We start from the raw sequence: 17,230 nt of genomic DNA, 5'->3' as shown, positions 1-17,230 counted from the left end.
GCACGTGACCGACGCCGCGACCACCTGATCGTCAAAGGGGCCCCGGTGTATGTTGAGAAGGCTCGAATCGAGGCAGGGAGACGGTTGAATGCCCGGAACGCGTAAGCAAGTTGGAGCAACCGGGGTGCAGACCGTCACCATCAGTTTCGCCGGATTCAACCGGGCGTGGGCGGCGTGGATCGGGGACCGTCTGGAGCGGCGCGGAGTGACGGTCGTCCAGCAGCGCTGGGACCCACCGGTGGACGTGCCGCTGGAGGAGAGCCTGCGGGACCTGACTCTGGCCCGCGGCCTGGTGCTGGTGATCCTCAGCGACTGGTACTTCCAACTCGGCCCGCGCAGCCACGACGAGTGGAACAGAGCGCTGCGCGAAGTCGTCGCCCCCGATCCGGACCGCTTCGTCGCCGTCTCCGTCACCACGTCGGCGCTGCCCGGCGCCACCTCCGTCTTCGGGGCGGCCGACCTGACCAACGTCGGCGCCGACGAGGCCGAACGGCGGCTGCTGGCCCGCCTCGGACTCCCCGCCGAGCCGCCGTCCGAGGCCGCGGTGGCCAGGCCGGGACCGCGGTTCCCGTCCGACACTCCCGAGGTATGGGGCGGCGTGCCGCGCCGCAACACCCGGTTCACCGGCCGTGAGGAACTGCTCAGCAGCGCCTACCGAGCCCTCCAGGACGCCGGCTCCGGCGCGGGCGTCGTCACCCTGCACGGCATGTCCGGCGTCGGCAAGACGCAGCTGGCCGCGGAGTACGTATACCGGTTCGGCTCCGAGTACGACGTCGTGTGGTGGGTCCCCGCCGACCGCCGCGCACTCTACCGCCAGAAACTCGCCGAACTCGCCCCGGAACTGGGCCTGTCCACCGGCGCCGAGTACGGCGAGCGGCTGCGTGCTGTCCGCGACTCGCTGCGCCGCGGCGCCCCCCACTCCCACTGGCTGTTGGTCCTGGACGGCGCCGACGAGCCGGAACAGATCTGGGACCTGGTGCCCACCGGCCCCGGACACGTCCTGATCACCTCACGCAACCCGGAGTGGGGCGAGCACAACAGCAACCTCGTCGAGGTGCCGGTCTACAGCCGCGAGGAATCGGTCGCCTTCATCCGCCGCCGTGCCCCCCGGCTGACCCAGACCGAGTCCGACCTGCTCGCCGACGCATTGGAGGACCTCCCCCTGCTGCTCGACCAGACGGCGGGGTGGCTCAACGACTCCGACATGTCCGTGGACGAGTACATCGAGCTCCTCGAAGGCGGCATCGACCAGGACGTCGTCAAGGTCTCCGCGGACTTCCCGCTGGCCTTCCAGACCGCCTGGTCGATACTGCTGAACAAACTCAAGGACACCGTCCCCGAGTCCGTCGACCTGCTGCGCCTGTGCACGTTCTTCGCTCCCGGCTCCATCCCCGTACGGCTTCTGAAGGAGATGCCGGCCGGAGAGCTTCCCGAGCAGCTGTCCGGCCTGATGAACGACCCGCTGCTGTGGAACAAGGCGATCGGCCAGCTCCGGCAGTACTCGGTCGTCCGCCTGGAGTCCCACGAGTCGATCATCGACGAGCCGTCCTCCGGAGAATCTCTCTACCTGCACCGCATGGTCCACCAGATCGTCAGCAAGGACATGCCGGAGCGGGACCGCCAGGAATTCATCGGTGTGGTCCGCCGAGCCCTTGCCGCCGCGGACCCCGGCCGCCCCACGGACACCCGCCAGTGGCCTGCCTACGCCGAGATCACGCCTCACCTGAAATGGGCTGACGTCCTTCTGAGCACCGATCCGGCGGTCCACACCCTGGTGCTCAACTGCCTGCGTTACATGTACCTCTCGGGGGAGTACCGGGCCGGGATCAAACTCGGTGCCCGCGCCATGAAGGCCTGGCGCGAACTCCTCGGCGAGAACCACCCCAGGGTCTGGGACCTGAGCTACAACTACGCCAACCTGCTGCGCGCGGTCGGTGACTACGGGGGCACGGAGGCCATCGAACGGGCCGCCGTCGACCATCTGCGCGCCGAGCGCGGCGAACGGGACCTGGAACATCTGCGCGCGGCCGGTGGTCTCGCCGCCGACCTGCGGGGTCTCGGCCGGTACGACGAGGCGTTGGAGATCTCCGGCTGGATCCTGGCCGCCTACCGGGAACTCCTTGGCGAACAGGACTCGCGGACGCTCAGCGCGCAGAACAACCTGGCCATCTCGCTGCGGCTGCTCGGTCGGTACGAGGAATCCCTCGAACTGAACCGGCGCACCCTGGAGTCGAGGCGTCAGCTGCTGCGCCCGCGTCACAACTGGACGCTGTACTCAGAGATCAACTACGCCACCGACCTGCGCCTGCTCGGCCGCTACGCCGAGGCCGAGTCGCTCCAGACACAGAGCGCCCGCGTGCACCGGCTCGTGCTGGGCGCCGACAACCCGCAGACACTGCGCGCCGAGCACAACCTCGCGCTGTGCCACTACCGGTCGGGCGACCGCAGCAAGGCCCGCGAGCTGTTCACCCGTGTGCTGGAGCGCAGCGAACGCGTGCTCGGCGAGGGCGATCCCCTGACGATGATGTTCGCGGCCAGCCAGAGCTGTTTCGCCCGCGAGCACGCGGACATCGACCAGGCCAGGGACATAAGCGAGAAAGTTGTGAGCGGCTACGCCGACATGCTCGGCGAGGTCCATCCCTACGTGGCGGGCACCCGCGCCAACCATGCGCTCATCCTGCGCAACGTGGGCGAGCGGGAACACGCCCACGTTCTCATCGAGGAAGCGCTCGCCGACATGACCCAGGCCGTGGGCGAGAACCACCCCTGGACGCTGGGCTGCGCGGTCAACGCGTCGGCACTGCGCAATCTGGTCGGCGACCCCGAATCCGCCGCCTCGCTGATGGAGGCCACTATCAGCCGCGCCACCGAGGTCCTCGGCCGCACCCACCCGCTGACACTCTCGGCCCGCATCGCCCATGCGGCGGACCTGCGCGGGGTCCGGGACAGGCAGCGGGCCGAGAAGATCGAGACCGAGGCGTTGGGCGACCTCGTGACGACCTTGGGAGCACAGCACGTCCACACGGTCTCGGCGCGCTCCCGGACCCGTCCGTTCTGGGACTTCGAGCCGCAGATCATTTGATCTGCTTCCCGGAAAGTTCCATAGAAGCTGAGATGCCGTCAGTAGCCTTGCGGGAAAGGCCGATTGCCGCGCGGAGGGGGAGCGAATGGTGGTCATCGTGGGTTCTGTGGCGTCCGGGGAGGACGGTCCGATACCGGTCGTCGTCGACGCCGAGGCGTACACCAGGCCCGGGACCCCGACCGACGACGTCGACTCGCTGTACGACGACCGGGAGACCCGCGACGGCGCCGGTGCGGCCCGGCGTGCTCTCGGCGCAGCCGGTGATCTGTACGGGGAGGGCCTCGACCTCGCGCGCCGTTGCGCCGCCCAGGCCATGCGTCGCTTGGGGGACCTGGGGCATGGGCTGCGGCCCGACGAAGTAGAACTCCAGGTCGGCATCACTTTCGAGGCCGGCATGGCGGCTGTGGTGAAGGCGGGGGCGGAGGCGCAGATCCAGGTCACCTTCCGCTGGCAGCCGGGCCGCGAGGAGCAGGCCACCACGGTCGTGAGCCCGTCATGAGCGGGGCGTCCTCACCCGCCGCCCCGCCCCCGTCGGAGCCAGTTCCCATCCTCCCGTACAGCCGCATCGTCGGGCAGGACGAGCTGAAGCTCGCCCTGGAGCTCAATTTCATCGCCCCGGGAATCGGCGGCGTCCTCATCGCCGGGCAGCGTGGCACGGCCAAGTCCACTGTCGTACGGGCCTTCGCGCTGATGTCCGGCGGCCAACTTCCCGTCACCCTGCCGATCAACGCGACCGACGACCGGGTGCTGGGCGGCTGGGAGCTGGACGCCCTGATGCACGGTGAGGCGAAGAAGCAGGCAGGGCTGCTCGAAGAGGCCCATGAGAAAGGGCTGCTGTACGTCGACGAGGTCAATCTTCTCGACGACCACATCGTCAACATCATCCTGGATGTGGTCTCCACGGGCGTCCTGTCCGTCCAACGGGAGGGCATCGACACCGCCACCCATGTCTCTTTCGGACTCGTCGGCACCATGAATCCGGAGGAGGGCAGCCTGCGCGCCCAGCTGCTGGACCGTTTCGGCCTGATGGTGACGGCAGCCGAGCTGGACATCGAGGACCGCCACAGAGTGATCACCGCCGTGCTCACCTTCGAGGAGGAACTCGAAACCGAGAACTCGGCGTGGATCCGGGCAGCCGAGGAGGAGAACGACCGGCTGCGCGACCACCTGCTCGCCGCGCGTGAACGGCTGCCTCGCGTCCGCTTGAACGAGAGCGTGAGCAGACTCTGCGCCGAGGCGGCCACCCGTACGGGCGCCGTAGGACAGCGCGGCGACCTCCTCGTGGCCAAAGCTGCCCGGGCGCTGGCGGCCAGGGAAGCGGCGGACCGGGTGGCGCCGGAACACGTGCGCCAGGTGCTCCCGCTCGCCCTGCGCCACCGCAGACCCGAACCCGCCCACGGTTCGGCGTTCGACTGGGGGCCGGACGAGAACGCCGCCGTGACCGACCTGTTCTCCTGAGGCGTCGATGCCCACCCGGCCGACGCAGAACACGGACTTCGCGGACCACGACGATCCGAGCGCGAGGCTGCTCACCGCACTCGTCTGTGCCGCGCTCGAACCGGGATTGTCCGGTGTGCTGCTCTTCGACCTGGCACCGGAACACCTCACCGCCGTCACCGCGGTGTTCTCGGAGCTGCTCGGTCGGGCCGCCGGACAGCCGCCGGGCGCCGGCGTGGACCGCACGACGCTCAACGCGGCCACCGTCGACGAGGACCTGTGGTTACGGCCCCGAGTCCGCCGAGGCGCCCACGGCATCGAATTCACCGTTGAACCCGGGCCGCTCGTCGACGCCCGAACCGGCCCCTCGCTCGTCGTCGTGCCCGATCTGGCTCGGCTCAGCGTGCCCGGGATGCGCGCCGCCGTTCAGCTCCTCGGAGCCGACACGGCCACGGTCGAGCAGTCCGGACTGCGGTGCCGATGGCGACCCCGCGCCCGCTGGCTGGCCGTCTGCCGTACCGAGGACGTCGAGCTGATCTCGCCGCATCTCCTGGACCGTTTCCCGGTACGCCTCGCCGTCCCGGACATGCAGCTGCGCCCGGGCACCGACCCTCTCGGCCCGCTCCCCGCCTCCTGGGCCGCAGTACTCGGGCGGGCCGCCCCCGGACCGCCCGCCCGACTCCGCGCCGAGGTCGCCCCGCGGGTGCTGGAACTCCTGGACGACCGGGACGACACCGGGCTCCGCAGACCGCTCGCCCTGGCCCGTATCGCCCGCGCCCTTGCCCGGCTGGACGATGCCGAAGAGGGCACCGCCGGCCGCGGGGCCGCCTCCGGTGTCCAGGTCACCGCCAACCACGTGGAGCGGGCGGCCCGCCTGATCCGCCTCATCACCGTTCATCGCCCGGCTGCCGCGCCCGAGGTGGCGCCCGGCCCGGCCGTTCCCGATGCTCCGCAGCCTCGGCGGGACCATCCGTCACCCGGGCACCACCCGGCCCAGGGCGGGCACAGTCCGCAGGCGGTGCCGGTCCACGATTCGGGCCCCGCCGTACCCATCGGACCGGTCCCGGTAACGGGTGACCGGACGCCCGGCTCTCTTCCCTACCCGGAGGACACCGTCGGCCCGCGGCCTGAAGGCACCGCTCTGCACACCCCCACCCGGCGCACCGCCGGGACCCGGGTCGCCCGCGGCGCCGTCGTCGGGGTGCGGCGCGCCCGCGACCTCTGGGACCTCGCCCCGGTCCGTACGGCGATGGAAGCGGCCAAGTACCGGGCGGTACGCGGCGAACAGGACCGGTTGGTGATAGCCCCCCAGGATCTGCGGGGCTATGCCAGGGCGCCCGAACCCGTACGGATGCTCACCCTCGTGGTCGACCACACCTGTCACGACGACTGGGACTGGCACGAAGTGTTCGACCCCTTCCTGCAGTGGGCTTACGTCACCCGGGCGTCCGTCCACATCGTTGAAGTCGGCGGCCTGGGCGCAGCGCACGAACTGCGGGCCGACTCCTTCGCCGCCCGCTCCACCCGCGACCCGCGCATCGCCGTCGCACTGGCCCGACGGCCCGGCCGCGCAACCCCTCTCGCCCACGGCCTCGACCAGGCCGGACACGCCCTGCGCCGCGCATTCCAGCACCACCGTGCCGGACTCGTCGAAGCGCTGCTGGTGGTGGTCACCGACGGTCGGGGCAATGTGCCGCTGGCCGCCTCCCACCGCGGTCGGCAGGACGGAGGCGCCGTGGGGCGAGCCGGGATCGAGGACGCGCTGGCCGCCGCCGGCCGGATCGGCTCCTTGGGCCGGACCCAGCTGCACTGCGTGGTCGTCGACCCGGGCCGTCAGCCGTACACGGGACTGCCTGCGGACCTCGCCGACGCCCTCCACGGAAGCGTCGTCGCGGTGCGGCCGAAGGACGAGGCGGTGATCCGTGTTCAATGAGCCGTCAGGCGCGATCCGGCGCCTCAGCCGGCTGGCGGGGCAGGTGCTGCCTGCGCCGCGGACGCCGGTACCTGACGGGGCGCGGACGGGGCACCCGCTGGGGCTCGGCGCGATGCCGGCGCATGCCAAGCAGTCCCCGGCCACGACGTACGCACGCATCAGGGTGAGGCGTCACCACGCGCCGCCCGGCGGGCCGGAGGCCTTCGGCTTCGAGGCATGGTGCCCCGGCGTTCCGAAGCTCCCGTACACATCGGGCGAGAGCCAGCGGCGGCCACAGGCGATCAGCCTCAGCAACGCCCGCCAGGGCGGGGAACCGCCGTCCGAGCTGCTCCGGTCCATCCGCCGCTGGTCCCGGAACCAGAACCCGCTGACCACCTGGATCAACCGGTGCCGGGAAGTCCACGGTGAAGAACTCCAGGTGGTGATCCTCGACCAGACCGGCTTCGACCTGCCCTGGGAGGCGCTGACCCTGCCCACCACCCCGCAGACCGGGCTTCCCGGCGGGCTGCTGGGGGCGCTCGTCGACATGACACGCTGGCTCGACGTGGTCGAGGGCCGGGACGACTTCCCGACGGAGGTGGCCGCCCCGACCGGTGGTGTGCTCGGCTACTTCCACCAGGACATGCGCTCCGACATGAAGGTCTTCCACGGGTACGACCACAGGCCGCACTCCGGCATCGTCGGCTTCCTGCGCAGCCTGAACGAACACACCGCCGAGCCGACCGGTCTGGTCTACATGGGCTGCCACGGAACTTTCGCCGAACAGCTCAGCAAACTCACCCTCGCCGATGTGACCTGGGCCGAGTACAGCGACCACGAGATGACCCTGCTGCGCAGGGACGGCTCGCTGGTCTGTCTCAACGCCTGCCACTCCGGGCGCTTCCTCGACTACGACGGCGACGGCAGACAGTACCTGCGGGGCTTCACCGAGATCTTCCTCGGTAAGGGGGCGGGCGGCTGCATCGTCACCGCGGGAAAGGTCGGCGACAGCGAGGCACGCGAGCTGATCCGGCAGCTCGTCGAGACGGTGACCGAGGACCCCACCCGCCCGGTGGCCCGCGCGCTGCGCGCCTTCCGCGCCGGGGCCCTCGAAGAATTCCACGCCGCCGGTGGGCTCCCGCTCCTGGTCCGGGACGACGGCCGGCTCGACAGGAGCGGACAGGAAAGTGCCCTGCGTCTGCTCTACAGCCTGATGTTCCAGTACTACGGGCATCCGCTCAGCACGCTGCGCCTCACCGGCCGGTACGAGCACGGCCCGAACGCGTGGGAGGGGGCGCACCATGAGCAGTGACGAGCGACCCCTGCTGATCGAGCCGGTCGTCGGCTGGCTGCGTGAGGTGGAGGCCGGACTGGTCCATTACGTCAGCGTCGACCTACGTGGCCCGCTCAACGCCCGGAACGAGGAGGACAGCGAGGCCTGGCCGTACGAGGAGGAGGAACTGGCCTTCAGCGTCTCGCTCGACGGTGCCCCGTACTTCGTCTGTGAGGTGCTCGACGACCCCGGCGTCGTACTGCACCGATTCGGTGGTACGTACGGCCCGGCGCGGTTCATCGTGACGGCGGGCGCGGCCACCGGTCCCGCGACGCTGCGGCTCACCATTTCCAACCAATGGGGGACGCCGGTCCGCAAGGCCGAACTCCCCTGCCGCATCAGGGAATCGGCCGGGCCGGGCGGGGCGTCGCCCAGGCCGGTCCGCGGACACGTACCGGGGGGACCCGGAGGGCCCGCCCCCGTCGCCCGGCGGGCCGGGGAGCTCCCGGTGGGGGACTGGACCGAGCCCGACACCACAGCGGGCGCGCCGCACCGCAGGACCGGACTGCTGCGCGCGTTCCTGGAGAGGTACACCGGCCTGGGCCGCCGCACGGAAGAGCGCGGTGCTCGCGCGCAGCCCTCGGAACCGGAGGACCCCGCTCTGGCCGGGGACGCTTCGGACAAGGCGCTCCCACCCGATGCAGAGGCCGTCACCATCAGCTTCGCCGGTTTCAACCAGGCCTGGGCGGCGTGGATCGGGGACCGACTGGAGCGGCGCGGAGTGACGGTCGTCCAGCAGCGCTGGGACCCACCGGTCGAGGTGCCGCTGGAGGAGAGCCTGCGGGACCTGACCCCGGCGCGTGGCCGGGTGCTCGTCGTCCTCAGCGACTGGTACTTCCAGCTCGGTACGCGCAGCCACGACGAGTGGAACCGGGCGCTGCGCGAGGTCGTCGTCCCCGATCCGGACCGCTTCGCCGCTGTCACCGTCACCACCTCCGCACTGCCCGCTGCCACGTCGGTCTTCGGGGCGGCCGACCTGACCGACGTCGGCGCCGACGAGGCCGAACGGCGGCTGCTCGCCCGTCTCGGTCTCCCCGCCGACCCGCTGCCCGAGGTCGATGCGACGGCCGCGGGTCCGCGGTTCCCGCTCGACGCCCCCGAGGTGTGGGGTGGCGTACCGCGCCGCAACACCCGGTTCACCGGCCGCGAGGAGCTGCTCGGCAGCGCCCACCGCTCCCTTCGGGGTGCCGGCCCCGGTGCGGGCGTCGTGACTCTGCACGGTATGTCCGGCGTCGGCAAGACGCAGCTGGCCGCGGAGTACGTATACCGGTTCGGCTCCGAGTACGACGTCGTGTGGTGGGTCCCCGCCGACCGCCGCGCCGTGCTCCGGAGGCAGCTCGGACAGCTCGCGCCGGAGCTGCGTCTCTCGACGGGACCGGAGTACGGCGAACGGCTGCGGGCGGTGCAGCACGCGCTGCGGCACGGCGACCCGTACAGCCGCTGGCTGCTGGTCCTGGACGGTGCCGACGAACCCGACCAGGTGCAGGACCTGGTGCCCACCGGCCCGGGACATGTGCTGATCACATCGCGCAACCCGGAGTGGCGCGACCAGGGCAGCGCCCTCGTCGAGGTCCCGGTCTACACCCGGGCGGAGTCGCTCGCCTTCGTACGGAACCGGGCACCCCGGCTGACCTTCGCCGGGGCCGACCGGCTGGCCGATGTGCTGGAGGACCTCCCGTTGCTGCTCGACCAGACGGCGGGCTGGCTCAACGACTCCGACATGTCCGTCGACCAGTACATCGAACTCCTGGAACGCGGCACCGACCAGGACGCGGTCAAGATCTCCGCCGACTACCCGCTCGCCTTCTGGACCGGCTGGTCGATCCAGCTGAACAGGCTCAACGAGACGGATCCGGAAGCCATCGACCTGCTCCGGCTCTGCACCTTCTTCGCGCCCGGCTCCCTGCCTGTACGCCTGCTGAACGGCATCAGCATGCCCGGCCCGCTCGCGGACGAAGACCGCCGCGACCGTGCGCTGCGTCGTCTGCTGCGTCACTCGGCCGTCCGCCTGGAGACCGACCCGTCGCCGACCGCCGAGGGGGCGGGGAACGGCGAAGCCCTCCAGATCCACCGCATGGTCCACCAGTTGGTACGCGGAGGCATCCCCGACGACGCATCGGCGGTCTACCGCGACGCCGCCCGGCACGCCCTGGCCACCGCTGATCCCGGGCTCCCCGCCGACACCCGCCTGTGGCCCGCCTATGCGGCACTCACGCCGCATCTGAAGTGGGCGGGGGTCCTGGAGAGCACCGATCCGCTGGTGCAGCAGCTGGTCCTCAACTGCCTTCGCTACATGTACCTTTCGGGAGAGTACGGCAGCGGAGTCAGGTTCGCTGCACCGGCCATGGCCTCCTGGCAGGCCCTGCTGGGCCCCGCTCACCCGCGCATCTGGGACCTCCGCCATCACTACGCCAATCTGCTGCGTGCCACCGGCGACTACCGCGCCAGCGAACAGGTGGAGCGCGCGACCGCCGACTCCCTGGGGGCCGAGCGCGGCGAACTGGACCTGGAGCATCTGCGCGCGGCGGGCGGACTCGCCGCCGACCTGCGGGCGCTCGGCCGCTACCAGGAGGCGCTGGATCTCTCCGTCTCCATCAGGGACCGCGATCGTCAGGTTCTGGGCCAGGAGGACCCCCGAACGCTCAACGCGGAGAACAACCTCGCCGTCTCGCTGAGGCTCCTCGGGCGGTACGCGGAGGCCCTGGCGCAGGACATGCGCACCCTGGAACTGCGCCGGTCCGTACTGCCGGCGAACGCGTCCGCCACGATGTACTCGGAGATCAACCTCGCCATCGACCTGCGCCTGCTGGGCCGCTACCGGGAGGCGGGGGCCGCACTGGACGCCACGGTCCGGCGCCATCTGCGGTGGATGGGCGGCAACAACCCGCAGACGCTGCGTGCCCAGTTCAACCTGGCGCTCTGTCAGCACGCCCAGCAGGGACCCACGGCGGCTCTGCCGTCCCTGACCGGGACCAGGGAACGCTGTCTGCGCCTGCTCGGGGAGCACGACCCGCTCACCCTCCTGATCACCGCGAGCGTCGCCTGCGCGGAACGGCAGGCGGGCGAACCCCGGCAGGCGCTGCTGCTGCACGAGCTGGTGGTGGCGGGCTACCGGCGGATGCTCGGCGAGAGCCATCCGTACACCATCGGTGTGGAGGGCAATCTGGCCCTGATGCGGTGGGACCTCGGCGACCGGCAGGCCGCGAGCTACGAGATCGAGCGGGCCCGCACCCTGATGGCCGAAGCGGTCGGGGCGAACCATCCGTGGACGATCGGGTGCTCGCTGAACGCGCGGCTCGTACGGATGCGGAGCGGTCGGGCGACAGCCGCGCGAGAACTGGCCCGGGAGACCGGTCCGAGAGCCACCGCCGTCCTCGGCCCGGACCACCCGCTGACCGTGGCCTGCCGGTCGGGCGACTCGGCGGCAGGTGCCGGGAACCGCCCGTTCTGGGACTTCGAGCCGATGATCATCTGAGACCCGCTCACCCCGCACACGCCGGAGGGCCCGGTCCCGCGATCACTCGCGGGGCCGGGCCCTCCGGTTCGTACAGCCGCTGATCAGGCCTCGAAGACCTCGGCGACCAGCTGAGCCTGCTCCGCCTGGTGCCGCTTGGCCGAGCCGACCGCCGGGGACGAGCCGTGCGGCCGCGAGATGCGGCGCAGGCGCTCACCGTGCGGGACGTCGGCGCCGACGGCCAGGTCCAGGTGGTCGATCAGGTTCAGGGCGATGAACGGCCAGGCGCCCTGGTTGGCCGGCTCCTCCTGGGCCCACAGGTACTTCTCGGCGTTCGGGTACTTGGCGATCTCGGCCTGGAGCTCGGCACCCGGCAGCGGGTACAGGCGCTCCAGACGGATGATCGCCGTGTCCGTGACACCGCGCTTCTCGCGCTCGGCCTCCAGGTCGTAGTAGACCTTGCCGGCGCAGAAGACGACCTTGCGGACCGAGTTCGGGTCGACCGAGTCGTCGCCGATCACCGGGCGGAAGCCGCCGGTGGTGAACTCCTCCGCCTTCGACGCCGCCGCCTTGAGACGGAGCATCGACTTCGGGGTGAAGACGATCAGCGGCTTGTGGTGCGGGTTGTGCACCTGCCACCGCAGGAGGTGGAAGTAGTTCGACGGGAGCGTCGGCATGGCGACCGTCATGTTGTCCTGCGCGCACATCTGGAGGAAGCGCTCCGGGCGGGCGGACGAGTGGTCCGGGCCCTGGCCCTCGTAGCCGTGCGGCAGGAGCAGCGTGACGCCGGAGGTCTGGCCCCACTTCTGCTCGGCCGAGGAGATGAACTCGTCGACGACGGTCTGCGCGCCGTTGACGAAGTCACCGAACTGGGCCTCCCAGATGACCAGCGACTCCGGGCGGGCCAGCGAGTAGCCGTACTCGAAGCCCATCGCCGCGTACTCGGAGAGCAGCGAGTCGTAGACGTTGTAACGGGCCTGGTCGTCGGAGAGGTAGAGCAGCGGGGTGTAGTCCTCGCCGGTCACCTGGTCGACGAGGACCGCGTGACGCTGACCGAAGGTGCCGCGGCGGGTGTCCTGGCCGGCGAGCCGGACCGGAGTGCCCTCCATCAGCAGCGAACCGATGGCCAGGGTCTCGCCCATGCCCCAGTCGATCGTGCCGTTCTCCACCGAGGCGGCACGGCGCTGCATCTGCGGCATCAGGCGCGGGTGGACCGTGATCCGCTCCGGGATGTTGACCTGCGACTCGGCGATCCGCTTCACGACCTCCTGGGAGACCGCGGTGGTGACGGCGACCGGGAACTCGGGCCGCGCGTCCGGGACATGGGTCTGAGCCGGAGCCGAGGTGGCTTCGCGGACCTCCGCGAAGACCTTCTCCAGCTGGCCCTGGAAGTCCTGGAGCGCCTGCTCGGCCTCTTCCAGCGTGATGTCGCCGCGACCGATGAGCGACTCGGTGTACAGCTTGCGCACCGAGCGCTTCTTGTCGATCAGGGTGTACATCTGCGGGTTGGTGAACTCCGGGTTGTCGCCCTCGTTGTGACCGCGGCGGCGGTAGCAGATGAGGTCGATCACGACGTCCTTGTTGAACGCCTGGCGGAACTCGAAGGCGAGACGGGCCACCCGGACGACGGCCTCGGGGTCGTCGCCGTTGACATGGATGATCGGCGCCTCGATCATGCGCGCCACGTCGGTGGCGTACATCGAGGAACGCGAGGACTCCGGGGCGGCGGTGAAGCCGACCTGGTTGTTGATCACCACGTGCACGGTGCCACCGGTGCGGTATCCACGCAGCTGCGACATGTTGAGCGTCTCGGCGACGACGCCCTGGCCCGCGAAGGCCGCGTCGCCGTGGAGCGCGACGGGCAGGACGGTGAAGTCCGTGCCGCCCTTGTTGATGATGTCCTGCTTGGCGCGGGCGATGCCCTCCAGGACCGGGTCGACCGCCTCCAGGTGCGAGGGGTTGGCGGCCAGCGAGACCTTGATCTGCTCGCCGTCCAGACCGGTGAAGGTGCCTTCGGCGCCCAGGTGGTACTTCACGTCGCCGGAGCCGTGCATCGACCGCGGGTCGAGGTTGCCCTCGAACTCCCGGAAGATCTGCGCGTACGACTTGCCGACGATGTTCGCCAGGACGTTCAGCCGGCCGCGGTGGGCCATGCCGATGACGACCTCGTCGAGGCGGGCCTCGGCTGCGGAGTCGATGACGGCGTCGAGCAGCGGGATGACGGACTCGCCGCCCTCCAGCGAGAACCGCTTCTGGCCGACGTACTTGGTCTGCAGGAACGTCTCGAACGCCTCGGCGGCGTTGAGGCGGCGCAGGATCCGCAGCTGCTCCTCGCGCTCCGGCTTCGGGCGCGGACGCTCCACCCGGTCCTGGAGCCACTTGCGCTGCTTCGGGTCCTGGATGTGCATGAACTCGATGCCGGTGGTGCGGCAGTACGACTCACGCAGCACACCGAGGATGTCGCGGAGCTTCATCAGCGTCTTGCCGGCGAAACCGCCGACCGCGAAGTCCCGCTCCAGGTCCCACAGGGTGAGGCCGTGCTCGGTGATGTCCAGGTCGGGGTGCTTGCGCTGGCGGTACTCCAGGGGGTCGGTGTCGGCCATCACGTGACCGCGGACCCGGTAGGAGTGGATCAGCTCGAAGACCCGCGCGGCCTTGGTGACGTCGTCGTCGTGCGAGGCGTCGATGTCCTTGAGCCAGCGGACCGGCTCGTAGGGGATGCGGAGCGCCTTGAAGATCTCGTCGTAGAACTCGTTCTCGCCGAGCAGCAGCTGGGCCAGGATCCGCAGGAACTCGCCGGAGGCGGCGCCCTGGATGACCCGGTGGTCGTACGTCGAGGTCAGGGTCATGACCTTCGAGATGCCCAGCTTGTTCAGGGTGTCCTGGGAGGTGCCCTGGAACTCCGCCGGGTAGTCCATCGCGCCGACACCCATGATGAGGCCCTGACCGGGCATCAGGCGGGGCACCGAGTGGACGGTGCCGATGCCGCCGGGGTTGGTCAGCGAGGCGGTGACTCCGGTGAAGTCGTCCATGCCGAGCTTGCCGATGCGGGCGCGGCGGACGATGTCCTCGTACGCCTGCCAGAACTCGAAGAAGTTGAGCGTCTCGGCCTTCTTGATGGCCGCGACGACCAGCTGGCGGTCGCCGTTCGGCTTCACCAGGTCGATGGCCAGACCGAGGTTGACGTGCTCCGGCTTGACCAGCGTCGGCTTGCCGTCCTTCTCCGCGAAGGAGTAGTTCATCGACGGCATGGCCTTGAGGGCCTGCACCATCGCGTACCCGATGAGGTGCGTGAAGGAGATCTTCCCGCCGCGGGCGCGCTTGAGGTGGTTGTTGATGACGATGCGGTTGTCGAAGAGCAGCTTCACCGGAACGGCGCGGACGGACGTGGCCGTCGGCAGCTCCAGCGAGGCGTTCATGTTCTTCGCAACGGCGGCGGACGGACCGCGCAGCGTCACGTACTCGGGGCCTTCGGCCGCCGCGGTGGCCGGGGCCGCCTTGGCAGGGGCCTTCGCGGCCGGCGCGGCGGGTGCCGCGGGCGCGGCCTTCGCCGGAGCGGCCGGGGCAGCGGGTGCGGCGACCGCGGGCGCCGCCGGAGCGGCGGGTGCGGCGGCCGGAGCCGGAGCCTGGGCCACGGGCTGCGCAGGAGCGGCGTGGTCGGTCTGCGCCGGTGCGGTGGCAGCCGGGGCCGGAGTTACCGCAGCCCCCGCGGCTGCGGCGCCGGGAACGGGCTTGTCCGCCGTGCCGGACGTACCCGGCTTGTAGTCGGCGAAGAAGTCCCACCAGGCGCGATCGACCGAATTGGGATCCTGGAGGTACTGCTGGTAGATCTCGTCGACGAGCCACTCATTGGGGCCGAAAGCGGCAGCCGGGTTCGCACCCGGGCTGGCTTGGTCGGTCGAGATGCTCGAGTTACTGGGGGACTGAGACGACACGGCGGCAACCGCCCTCTTCCGCTTCACAAGGTGATGGACAGCGGAAATCAAGGCTACGCCTCCTTGACCGTTCCATGCAGACCGGGCCGGTCTTCGTCGTGCAAGTCACATCAAAGAGCGGGTTTCGGCGCTGGGAATGGCGGGAAACAAGCGTGGTTCCGCTTCACTCCGGGTACGCGTGGCCGTGGCTACGGCCACGTGGACCATATCCCCTAGTGGGACGATGCGTAGAACGTGCCCTTCCGGTTCGGGCCCCGCGTCAACTGCGTGGTTGAGAGATCCCCGGAAGGGTGACCTGGATCCGGCATCCGCGAGTCGATTCGGCCACCCCGATGCGACCGCCGTGCAGATCCACGGCCCAGCGGGCGATCGCCAGGCCCAGGCCCGTACCGCCGTCACTGCCCGGACCGTGCGGGGACGCCACCTTGCCGCGGTTGAAACGCTCGAAGACCCGGTGGCGCTCGGACTCCGGGATGCCAGGACCCTCGTCCAGGACCTCGAGATCCAGCGACTCCGGCAGCGCGCCGCGTCGTGCCCGCACCGTGACCCGGCCGTGCGGCGGGCTGTGCTTGACCGCGTTGTCGATCAGATTGGCCACCACCTGGTGGAGCCGCTCCGCGTCCGCGTGCGCGGTCAGCTCGGGCGGCGACACGTCCAGATGCAGATGTACGTCCGTGCGGGTGTGGTTCCCGGAGCCGGAGGACAGCCGGCGGTGCGAGGCGGCGAGGTTCGCTTCCTTCAGCACGCCCGAGAGATACGGCCACACCTCGAAACGGCGGGCCTTGAGGGTGACCACCCCGTTGTCCAGCCGGGACAGGTCCAGCAGCGTCTCCACCAGCCTGCCGAGCCGTTCCGTCTGTTTCAGCGCCGTGCGCATGGTCTCCGGATCAGCGGCGGAGACCCCGTCCACGACGTTCTCGAGGACGGCTCTCAAAGCCGCGATGGGCGTGCGCAGCTCATGCGAGACATTGGCCACCAGCTCCTTGCGGTGCAGGTCCACGGCTTCCAGATCGTCCGCCATGAGGTTGATCGTCTGGGCCAGATCACCGAGCTCGTCCCGCCGGCCCGCGCCCCGCACCCGTCGGGTGTAGTCGCCCTGTGAGATCGACCGGGCGACTCTCGTCATCTCGTCCAGCGGCGCCGTCAGCCCGTGGGCCACGAACTGGGTGATCAGCAGCGTCGCGATCACCGAGAACACCGTGATGAACCGCAGCTCGGTCCTGGTGCGCACCGCCACCATCAGCAGCCCGGTCGTGATGAACACCGAGACCACGACCAGCGTGCCCAGCTTGGCCTTGATCGAGAAAGGGCGCAGTCCGGAGCCGGGCCGGGTCATGGCGCCGGGGTCTCCAGGGCGTAACCGACACCGTGCACGGTACGGATCCGCTCCGCACCGATCTTCCGGCGCAGGGCCTTGATGTGGCTGTCGACGGTACGGGTGCCGGAGGCGTCCGCCCAGTCCCAGACCTCCGCCAGCAGCTGCTCCCGGGAGAGCACCGCGCGCGGTGTGTTGGCCAGGCAGACCAGCAGGTCGAACTCGGTGGGCGTCAGGTGGACGTCCTCCGCGCGCACCCGGACCCGGCGCTGGGCGTGATCGATCTCCAGCTCGCCGAGGCGGAGGATGCCGCTGCGCGGCGTCACCGCGGCCAGCGCGGCGCGCTCGACCCGGCGCAGCAGGACATGCACCCGGGCCGCCAGTTCACGCATGGAGAACGGCTTGGTCATGTAGTCGTCGGCTCCGACACCGAGGCCGACCAGCATGTCGGTCTCGTCGTCCCGGGCGGTCAGCATCAGCACCGGCACCGGCCGCGCCGCCTGAACCCGGCGGCAGACCTCCAGGCCGTCGAAGCCCGGAAGCATGATGTCGAGCACCATCAGGTCGGGCTGCCAGGCCTCGGCCGCGTCGACGGCTGCGGGGCCGTCGAGCGCGGTCTGCACCAGAAAGCCTTCGGCCCGCAGGCGTGCGGAAATGGCGTCGACGATCGTCGGGTCGTCCTCGACCACCAGCACCCGGCGCTGCGCGCCCGGGGTGGCCGCGACACCGTTGTGGGTGGTGTGTGTCTGTTCCATCGCCCCG

The 17,230-nt window shown here is 70.5% G+C and carries 9 protein-coding genes; 6 read left to right on the top strand and 3 right to left on the bottom strand.

Features of this window, described 5'->3' with window-relative positions:
* Positions 1-88: 88 nt before the first annotated feature.
* The 6 genes from fxsT (ACFYP5_RS01030) (at position 89) to fxsT (ACFYP5_RS01005) (ending at position 11,239) form a co-directional block, all read left to right on the top strand.
* Positions 89-3,082, top strand: a complete 2,994-nt coding sequence (gene fxsT, locus ACFYP5_RS01030) for an FxSxx-COOH system tetratricopeptide repeat protein (protein ID WP_389028853.1) — start codon at positions 89-91, stop codon at positions 3,080-3,082.
* A gap of 97 nt (positions 3,083-3,179) precedes the next feature.
* Positions 3,180-3,581 carry a CU044_2847 family protein gene (locus tag ACFYP5_RS01025; RefSeq protein WP_389028850.1) on the top strand — a complete coding sequence of 134 codons (402 nt, stop codon included), beginning with the start codon at positions 3,180-3,182 and terminating at the stop codon, positions 3,579-3,581.
* Positions 3,578-4,540: an AAA family ATPase gene (locus ACFYP5_RS01020; protein WP_389028848.1), complete on the top strand. Its 963-nt coding sequence runs from the start codon at positions 3,578-3,580 to the stop codon at positions 4,538-4,540. The genes ACFYP5_RS01025 and ACFYP5_RS01020 overlap by 4 nt, the downstream gene beginning before the upstream one ends.
* Before the next feature lie 7 nt (positions 4,541-4,547).
* Complete coding sequence (locus ACFYP5_RS01015; protein WP_389028845.1) at positions 4,548-6,452, top strand: hypothetical protein; 1,905 nt, start codon at positions 4,548-4,550, stop codon at positions 6,450-6,452.
* Entirely contained in the window at positions 6,442-7,743 is a 1,302-nt protein-coding gene (locus ACFYP5_RS01010) for a CHAT domain-containing protein (protein WP_389028842.1), read from the top strand. The genes ACFYP5_RS01015 and ACFYP5_RS01010 overlap by 11 nt, the downstream gene beginning before the upstream one ends.
* Positions 7,733-11,239, top strand: coding sequence for an FxSxx-COOH system tetratricopeptide repeat protein (gene fxsT / locus ACFYP5_RS01005; RefSeq protein ID WP_389028840.1), 3,507 nt, complete (start codon positions 7,733-7,735; stop codon positions 11,237-11,239). The genes ACFYP5_RS01010 and fxsT (ACFYP5_RS01005) overlap by 11 nt, the downstream gene beginning before the upstream one ends.
* A gap of 83 nt (positions 11,240-11,322) precedes the next feature.
* Here fxsT (ACFYP5_RS01005) and ACFYP5_RS01000 read toward each other — a convergent pair whose 3' ends face one another.
* The 3 genes from ACFYP5_RS01000 to ACFYP5_RS00990 all read right to left on the bottom strand — a co-directional run bounded on the left by ACFYP5_RS01000 (position 11,323) and on the right by ACFYP5_RS00990 (position 17,223).
* On the bottom strand, positions 11,323-15,153 hold the full coding sequence (locus ACFYP5_RS01000; protein ID WP_389028837.1) for a multifunctional oxoglutarate decarboxylase/oxoglutarate dehydrogenase thiamine pyrophosphate-binding subunit/dihydrolipoyllysine-residue succinyltransferase subunit: 3,831 nt from the start codon (positions 15,151-15,153) through the stop codon (positions 11,323-11,325).
* Between the two features lie 259 nt (positions 15,154-15,412).
* On the bottom strand, positions 15,413-16,489 hold the full coding sequence (locus ACFYP5_RS00995; protein ID WP_389028834.1) for an ATP-binding protein: 1,077 nt from the start codon (positions 16,487-16,489) through the stop codon (positions 15,413-15,415).
* On the bottom strand, positions 16,486-17,223 hold the full coding sequence (locus tag ACFYP5_RS00990; RefSeq protein ID WP_389028831.1) for a response regulator transcription factor: 738 nt from the start codon (positions 17,221-17,223) through the stop codon (positions 16,486-16,488). Before ACFYP5_RS00990 ends, ACFYP5_RS00995 begins: the two co-directional genes overlap by 4 nt.
* Positions 17,224-17,230 lie beyond the last annotated feature (7 nt).

The organism is Streptomyces sp. NPDC005262 (genome assembly GCF_042872425.1).
Classification (GTDB): domain Bacteria; phylum Actinomycetota; class Actinomycetes; order Streptomycetales; family Streptomycetaceae; genus Streptomyces.
The sequence above is the reverse complement of the archived record's forward strand: the minus strand, read 5'-3'. Positions and strand labels throughout refer to the sequence as shown.

Bases quoted from the DNA above. Each gene is read 5' to 3' on its own strand.
- fxsT (WP_389028853.1), top strand. From the start codon at position 89: ATGCCCGGAACGCGTAAGCAAGTTGGAGCAACCGGGGTGCAGACCGTC.
- ACFYP5_RS01020 (WP_389028848.1), top strand. From the start codon at position 3,578: ATGAGCGGGGCGTCCTCACCCGCCGCCCCGCCCCCGTCGGAGCCAGTT.
- ACFYP5_RS01015 (WP_389028845.1), top strand. From the start codon at position 4,548: ATGCCCACCCGGCCGACGCAGAACACGGACTTCGCGGACCACGACGAT.
- fxsT (WP_389028840.1), top strand. From the start codon at position 7,733: ATGAGCAGTGACGAGCGACCCCTGCTGATCGAGCCGGTCGTCGGCTGG.
- ACFYP5_RS00995 (WP_389028834.1), bottom strand. From the start codon at position 16,489: ATGACCCGGCCCGGCTCCGGACTGCGCCCTTTCTCGATCAAGGCCAAG.
- ACFYP5_RS00990 (WP_389028831.1), bottom strand. From the start codon at position 17,223: ATGGAACAGACACACACCACCCACAACGGTGTCGCGGCCACCCCGGGC.